The following is a 6,499-nucleotide window of genomic DNA, read 5'->3' on the forward strand; positions in this document are numbered from 1 at the left end:
ACGTCCGCAAAGGTCAGTTGGATACCGGCATCTGCCAGCAGTTTGCCGATAAAGCCACGTCCGATATTACCTGCGCCAAAATGTAATGCTTTCATGTCGTTCACCTTCTTAAATTTGAATCACCCGAGAGGGTTCGGGTGAGGAGGTTTGTGGTGCTGACCACCCTCACCAGAACCCTCTCCCACACGGGAGAGGGAAAAGTGACTTACTTCTTACCTGCCAGCAGGTCGAGCACTTCCTGAACACTGGTGGTATTCGCCAGACGCTCAATCACTGACTCATCATCCAGCGCGTTGGTCAGGCTGGTGATGACCTGGATGTGTTCGTTATTGCGAGCAGCAATACCGATAACCAGACGGGCAATATCATCAGGTTCTTCACCGAAGTGCACACCGTGAGGATATTGGCAGAATACAACGCCGGTTTTCAGTACACGGTCTTTCGCTTCAACCGTGCCGTGTGGAACCGCGATGCCTTCACCCAGATAAGTTGGGGTCAGTTTTTCACGTTCAAACATCGCATCAACATATTCAGGCTGCACGTAGCCGCCGTTCACCAGTTGCTCACCGGCAAAGCGAATCGCTTCTTCTTTTGTCGCAGCGGTCAGGCCGAGGAACACGTTGCCAGCACCCAGACGGAACAGCCCTTCTTCACTTGGCACAAAGCTGTCTTCCAGGCTGCTCATGACCTTAACTTCTTTTTCGCTCAGGCTATGAGAGGCCACCAGACGCTCGGTCAGGTTGGTGTACAAACTGCTGTCGAGGAAGTTAGTCAGGGAAATATGCTGTGCCTGTGGAACCTGGCGCATTGCACGTTCAGTCAGGTCACGGTGCGTAATCACCAGGTCTACATCATCCGGCAAGCTGTTGATTGCACAGTTGGTCACGGAGATATTTTTCAGGCCCGCGTCGTTCACTTTCTTACGCAGCACGCCAGCACCCATGGCACTTGAGCCCATGCCTGCATCACAGGCAACGATGATTTTACGTACGTGGCTCAGGTCGTTAGACAAACCTGCACCTACCGCCAGTGGCGCTGTGGCACCTTTAGATTCTGCTTTCATCTCTGCCATGCGACGAGCCGCAGCTTCAATGTCATCTTCTTCTTTCACTTTGCTGGTTTTCAGCAAGATAGATGCCACGACAAAGGAAACTGCTGTGGCCGCAACGATTGCTGCGATGTTAGCGAAGTAAGCACCTTTAGGAGTCATTGCCAGAACCGCCAGGATGGAACCCGGAGAGGCAGGAGAAACCAAGCCGCCGTTCAGCAGAGTCAGAGTGAACACACCCGTCATACCGCCGAGGATTACGGCCAGAATCAGACGTGGGTTCATCAGCACATACGGGAAGTAAATTTCGTGGATACCCCCCAAGAAGTGGATGATTGCCGCACCGCCCGCAGACTGCTTCGCATTACCACGACCGAAGAACATGTACGCCAGCAGCACGCCCATACCAGGGCCTGGGTTAGCTTCAATCAGGAAGAAGATGGATTTGCCCAATTCGCTGGACTGCTGAATACCCAGCGGTGAGAAGATACCGTGGTTGATTGCGTTGTTCAGGAACAGGATTTTCGCGGGTTCTACGAAGATAGACGCCAGCGGCAGCATGTCATGGACAACCATGAAGTTAACGCCCGCTGCCAGAATTTTGGACAGGACTTCAACCGCAGGGCCGATACCGAGGAATGCCAGAATCGCCAGGATCATACCGATGATGCCAGCGGAGAAGTTGTTCACCAACATTTCAAAGCCGGATTTGATCTTGCCATCAACCCATGCGTCGAAATGTTTAATTGCCCAGCCACCCAGAGGACCGACAATCATCGCACCCAGGAACATCGGCATATCCGCACCGACGATAACACCCATCGTTGTGATAGCACCGACTACACCACCACGGTCACCACCGATTAAGCGACCACCGGTATAACCAATGAGCAACGGCAGCAGGTAAGTAATCATTGGGCCTACCAGTTTCGCCAGTGTCTCGCTTGGCATCCAACCGGTTGGAATAAATAAGGCCGTGATAATACCCCAGGCGATAAATGCGCCGATGTTTGGCATTACCATGTTACTCAGGAAACGACCAAAGCTTTGCACTCTGATCTTGATATCGGATGACATACGCACACCCCTTATTGTGTTCACGTGCTGCAAAAACAGCCCGAAGATTATTGTTAATGTGGTGGCAAGCAGTGCTGCCAGATGCTGTAAGTGAGCCGAATCTGGCACGTGATCGTTAAGCTGTCCAGTGCGCGGGAATTTATGTGATGCAGATCACTCATTACTGGGTGTGTCGAAGCGCGATCAGGAGATCTCGATCACATAATTGATGTGTAAAAAAAACACATCAGCTATTTTTTACACAGAACTGGCGCTTATATGTGATAAATGTCACATTTTATGATTATCACTTTGTTATCTATATGTGACATTTATCACAAAATATCTTCATCGCAAATTTCCCGCCGTGCTCCTGGGCTGTCACAGAGAAAGCCTTCATTTCATTTTGTTAGAAAATTACAGCGCAGCGGCAAACAGCTTTGAGCAGTACCCGGGTACACCTTTTAGAGCATCCTGATCCATACTTATCTTTTGTCGATTAAAAATGGACGATGTAATGAAACTTATCGGTAATTACACCAGCCCCTATGTGCGCAAAATATCTGTGATACTGCTGGAAAAAGGTATCACTTTTGAGTTTGTAAACGACAACCCATGGACATCAGAAAGCACGACGCCGCATTACAATCCGCTGGGTAAAGTCCCCGCGCTGGTCACAGACAACGGTGAATACTGGTTCGACTCGCCAATCATTGCGCAATACCTCGAGTTGTTGGATATTGCCCCCGCCCTCATCCCGCGTGAACCTCAAGCCGCTTTGCACATGCGCCAAATAGAAGCCCTTGCCGACGGTATTATGGACGCAGCCCTGGTTTCCGTACGCGAACGCCAGCGGCCTGTCGAGCAGCAATCAGAAGTGGAATTGCTCCGCCAACGGGAAAAGATAGGCCGTGGCCTGACGATGCTCGAACACTACGCTGCAGATAAAAAGCTGGATGCAGAAAACCTGAATGTGGCGACGATTGCGGTGGCTTGCGCCGTGGGTTATCTCAATTTCCGCCGGGTTTCCCCAGGCTGGTGTGTTGACCGTCCGCATCTGGTGAAACTAGTAGAGAAACTTTTCGCACGCGAAAGTTTTGCACGCACCGAACCGCCAACAGCATGATCTCTCGCCATGACAGGGGGCTCACTCCCCCTGTAAACTATCGGGATATTTCACCACTCAGCGGCGTGTTATGACTATCCATCGCACCTTGTACAGCCAACTTCCTGCCATCGACAAACTGTTACGTGATGCCTCATTCAGCGCTTTGCTGCACAAGTTTGGCCACACTCAGGTGGTTAATATCTTGCGTGAGATGCTGGAAACCGCGCGTGAGCATATCCGCTCACAAGAGATGTTGCCGCCGTGGAATGACAATTGGGCAACGCAGGTGCAGGACCGTCTTGAATCCAACCAGCGCAGCGCCTTGCTGCCCGTGTTTAACCTAACTGGCACGGTGCTGCATACTAATCTTGGCCGGGCATTACAGGCTGAAGCTGCAATTGATGCGGTGGCACAAGTCATGCGTACCCCCGTCACGCTGGAATATGACTTATACGGCGCGGAACGTGGGCATCGTGATAAAGCGCTGGCTTCCCTGCTTTGCGAGCTGACTGGCGCTGAAGATGCCTGCATTGTTAATAACAACGCGGCAGCGGTTTTGTTGATGCTGGCGGCCTGCGCCAGTGGTGAAGAAGTTGTGGTATCACGGGGCGAGCTAGTCGAAATCGGTGGGGCATTCCGTATCCCGGATGTGATGCGCCAGGCGGGTTGCCAACTGGTTGAAGTCGGTGCAACCAACCGCACGCATTTGAAAGACTACCGCCAGGCCGCAGGTGCAAACACCGCGTTACTGATGAAAGTCCACACCAGCAACTATCAAGTTGCGGGCTTTACCAAAGCCGTCGACGAGGAAGAACTGGTCGCACTCGGCAACGAGCTAAACATCCCTGTCATAACCGATCTGGGTAGCGGCTCGCTGGTTGATCTTAGCCAGTGGGGATTACCGGAAGAACCGATGCCTCAACAGCTGATTGCAGCGGGCGTGAGCCTGGTGAGTTTCTCCGGCGATAAACTGCTTGGCGGGCCACAGGCGGGCATTATTGTGGGTAAAAAAGAGCTGATTGCCCGCATTCAGCAACATCCGCTCAAACGCGCGTTGCGGGCCGATAAAATGACACTCGCGGCACTGGAAGCAACTTTACGCCTGTATCAGCATCCGGAAACGCTGGCTGAAAGATTGCCGACACTGCGTTTACTCACCCGCATTGCTTCTGACATCACCGAGCAAGCCAACCGTCTGTTGCCCACCCTCGAGGGCAAATATGGCACACAATTTACGGTGCAGGTCGAACCTTGTTTGTCGCAAATTGGTAGCGGGTCGCTGCCGGTTGACCGCTTGCCCAGCGCGGCACTGACCTTCACACCCAAAGATGGCCGCGGCAGCACGCTAAGAACGCTGGCTGAAAGCCTGCGCGATTCATCCACACCGATTATTGGCCGCATCAACGATGGGCGTTTATGGCTGGATTTACGCTGCCTGGAAGATGAAGCTGGTTTCATGGAGAGCCTGAACCGATGATTATCGCAACCGCCGGGCACGTTGACCACGGCAAAACTACCCTACTGCAAGCCTTAACAGGTGTGAACGCTGACCGTCTGCCAGAAGAAAAAAAGCGCGGCATGACCATTGATCTCGGTTACGCCTACTGGCCGCAACCCGATGGCCGCATCCTCGGTTTTATTGATGTACCGGGGCATGAAAAATTCCTCGCCAATATGCTGGCGGGCGTAGGTGGCATCGACCATGCGCTGTTAGTGGTCGCTTGCGATGACGGTGTGATGGCGCAAACCCGCGAGCACCTCGCCATTTTGCAACTCACCGGAAAACCGTCGCTAACAGTCGCTTTAACTAAAGCTGACCGTGTGAGCGAAACGCGCGTTGATGAAGTGCGTGAAGCGGTGAAGGAAACCCTCAGTGAATTTGGTTGGCAAGACGCGGCTTTATTTGCCACAGCGGCCACCAGCGGTATCGGCATTAACGAACTTCGCGAGCACTTACTGACACTGCCAGAACGCGCTCATCCGCGTCAGCACCGTTTCCGCCTCGCTATTGACCGCGCTTTTACCGTGAAAGGTGCAGGCCTGGTGGTGACCGGCACGGCGTTAAGTGGCGAAGTGAATGTGGGTGATTCGTTATGGCTGACAGGTGCCGATAAACCCATGCGCGTACGCGGTCTGCACGCACAAAACAGCAAAACCGACACCGCCTTTGCCGGGCAGCGCATTGCACTCAATATCAGCGGTGATGCGGAAAAACTCGATATTAAACGTGGCGACTGGTTACTGGCTGACAAACCACTCCAACCGGTAGAGCGCGTGATTGTTCAACTGCAAAACCACACCCCGCTACAACAGTGGCAACCCTTGCATGTCCACCATGCCGCAAGCCATGTCACTGGGCGCATTTCGCTGCTGGAAGATGACCTCGCCGAACTGGTTTTAGATGTTCCGTTGTGGCTTGCCGATAACGACCGCCTGGTGCTGCGTGATATCAGCGCTCGGGTCACACTCGGTGGAGCGCGAGCAATACTTCTACACGCACCGCGTCGAGGTAAACGCCAGCCTGCATTTTTGGCGTGGTTACAACAGCTTAAACAGGTTGAAACCGATAAGCAGGCGCTCGATATTCAATTACAGCGTAGCGCCGTTACGCTCACTGACTTCGCCTGGGCACGCCAGGTGACGGCTCAGGGTTTGCAAGAGTTGCTGGCCGGCACCGACTATCTCCGCGCAGGCAACAGCCTGCTCAGCAACGAGATGGCGACGCGCTGGAAACAAAAACTGCTCGACACCCTCGAGCGTTATCATCAGCAACATGACGACCAACCCGGCCCTGGGCGCGAACGTCTGCGTCGCATGGCGCTGCCAAGTGAAGTTGAGCCGCTGGTTCTGGCGCTGATTGAAAAAATGCGTCAGGAAGGATTGCTGGCAAGCCGCCAGGGCTGGCTGCATCTGCCCGAGCACAAACCGGGGTTCTCTGCCGAACAACTGGCTGTCTGGCAAAAGGTGAATGCGATATTTGGGGATGAGCCATGGTGGGTGCGTGATCTGGCTCGGGAGACGCAGCAAGACGAACAAGCTATGCGCCAACTGTTGCGATTTGCCGCACAACTGGGGCTGGTCACGGCGATCATAAAAGATCGTTATTATCGCAACGATCGGATTCAAGTTTTCGCTAATTTGATCCGCGAACTGGATCAAACGCAAGGCGCGACCAGCGCGGCGGATTTCCGCGACGTCCTGGGCGTGGGCCGCAAACTCGCGGTGCAGATTCTTGAGTATTTTGACCGGATTGGTTTCACCCGCCGTCGTGGGAATGACCATTTGCT

At 53.4% G+C, this 6,499-nt stretch carries 4 protein-coding genes and 1 pseudogene; 3 read left to right on the top strand and 2 right to left on the bottom strand.

Annotated elements, in window-relative coordinates:
• Positions 1-95 (bottom strand): annotated as a pseudogene (locus tag VJY99_RS05400) (mannitol-1-phosphate 5-dehydrogenase); the annotation flags it as partial.
• A gap of 110 nt (positions 96-205) precedes the next feature.
• Entirely contained in the window at positions 206-2,125 is a 1,920-nt protein-coding gene (locus tag VJY99_RS05405; protein ID WP_324117042.1) for a PTS mannitol transporter subunit IICBA, read from the bottom strand.
• A 496-nt stretch (positions 2,126-2,621) separates the two neighbouring features.
• On the opposite strand from VJY99_RS05405, the gene VJY99_RS05410 reads away from it, so the two are divergent.
• From VJY99_RS05410 to selB, 3 genes are all read left to right on the top strand, one after another.
• Positions 2,622-3,230, top strand: a complete 609-nt coding sequence (locus VJY99_RS05410) for a glutathione S-transferase (RefSeq protein WP_324117043.1) — start codon at positions 2,622-2,624, stop codon at positions 3,228-3,230.
• A gap of 70 nt (positions 3,231-3,300) precedes the next feature.
• Positions 3,301-4,689 carry an L-seryl-tRNA(Sec) selenium transferase gene (gene selA / locus VJY99_RS05415; RefSeq protein WP_324117045.1) on the top strand — a complete coding sequence of 463 codons (1,389 nt, stop codon included), beginning with the start codon at positions 3,301-3,303 and terminating at the stop codon, positions 4,687-4,689.
• A partial coding sequence (gene selB / locus VJY99_RS05420; RefSeq protein WP_324117047.1) for a selenocysteine-specific translation elongation factor occupies positions 4,686-6,499 on the top strand: 1,814 nt, incomplete at its 3' end. The genes selA and selB, both read left to right, overlap by 4 nt.

Origin of the sequence: Buttiauxella sp. (assembly GCF_035271705.1) — a bacterium.
GTDB lineage: Bacteria > Pseudomonadota > Gammaproteobacteria > Enterobacterales > Enterobacteriaceae > Buttiauxella.

What these genes read in the sequence shown, in the direction of transcription:
- VJY99_RS05410 (WP_324117043.1), top strand. Translation starts at nt 2,622, where the DNA reads ATGAAACTTATCGGTAATTACACCAGCCCCTATGTGCGCAAAATATCT.
- selA (WP_324117045.1), top strand. Translation starts at nt 3,301, where the DNA reads ATGACTATCCATCGCACCTTGTACAGCCAACTTCCTGCCATCGACAAA.
- VJY99_RS05405 (WP_324117042.1), bottom strand. Translation starts at nt 2,125, where the DNA reads ATGTCATCCGATATCAAGATCAGAGTGCAAAGCTTTGGTCGTTTCCTG.